Origin of the sequence: Mesorhizobium sp. M0601, assembly GCF_040320845.1 — a bacterium.
Taxonomy (GTDB): domain Bacteria; phylum Pseudomonadota; class Alphaproteobacteria; order Rhizobiales; family Rhizobiaceae; genus Mesorhizobium.
Window position 1 is genome coordinate 1 of the sequence record NZ_JAMYQK010000132.1, and the last position, 772, is coordinate 772.

Genomic DNA, 772 nt, shown 5'->3' on the forward strand with positions numbered 1-772 from the left:
CCGGACATATGGACGCAAGCGATCGAAAACGACGCAAAACAACCGTTGCAGGCAGGGCGCCGTCCACATATGGATCCCAGGGTCTCCGCGACGGAGCTTCGCTCCTGCTTCGCCCAGGGATGACGAGGGTGAGGGGCCTCGGCCAGCCTTACGGTCTTGCCTCAGCGCGTCAATTGCTGATTCATCCAAGGCGGTTAGCCGCCTTTTCTCCCGACCTGATTCAACGACCTCGCATAACGATCCAAACGAAAGGACCAAGCCATGGCCACGACGAAACTTCTGAGCGATGCCGAGGTGGAAAAAATCCCGGCGGTCAAGGCGGTATTCGACGACATCCGTGCGACGCGCAAATCCGATTTCGTCAACAATTTCTGGCGCGGGCTGGCCAATGATCCGGCGTCGCTGAAGCGGGTGTGGGAACAGCTCAAGGCGGTGATGGTCGCCGACAGCGCCATCGATCCGCTGACCAAGGAGATGATCTACATCGCCGTCTCGACCGCCAATGGCTGCTCCTATTGCGTCCATTCGCATACGGCGACAGCGCGGGCCAAGGGCATGACCGATGCGCAGCATGGCGAACTGGTCTCGATCATCGGGCTGGCCGGGCAGACCAACCAGATGGTCACCGCGATGCAGATACCGGTCGATCCGCAGTTCGAGGTGCGGTGAGGTGAGGCGCGGCGCCTTCCCTTCTCCCCTTGTGAGATCTTTGCACAGAAGCCGATCAGTGATTCTGTTGTGAGGTTGGAGCAGGGAGATTCGCGATGGTGGA

1 protein-coding gene is annotated in these 772 nt (G+C 60.0%); it reads left to right on the forward strand.

Annotated features, from left to right (window positions below; translation table 11 throughout):
• Positions 1-261: 261 nt before the first annotated feature.
• Positions 262-669 carry a carboxymuconolactone decarboxylase family protein gene (locus NKI41_RS33225; RefSeq protein ID WP_352542966.1) on the forward strand — a complete coding sequence of 136 codons (408 nt, stop codon included), beginning with the start codon at positions 262-264 and terminating at the stop codon, positions 667-669.
• Positions 670-772: the final 103 nt, after the last annotated feature.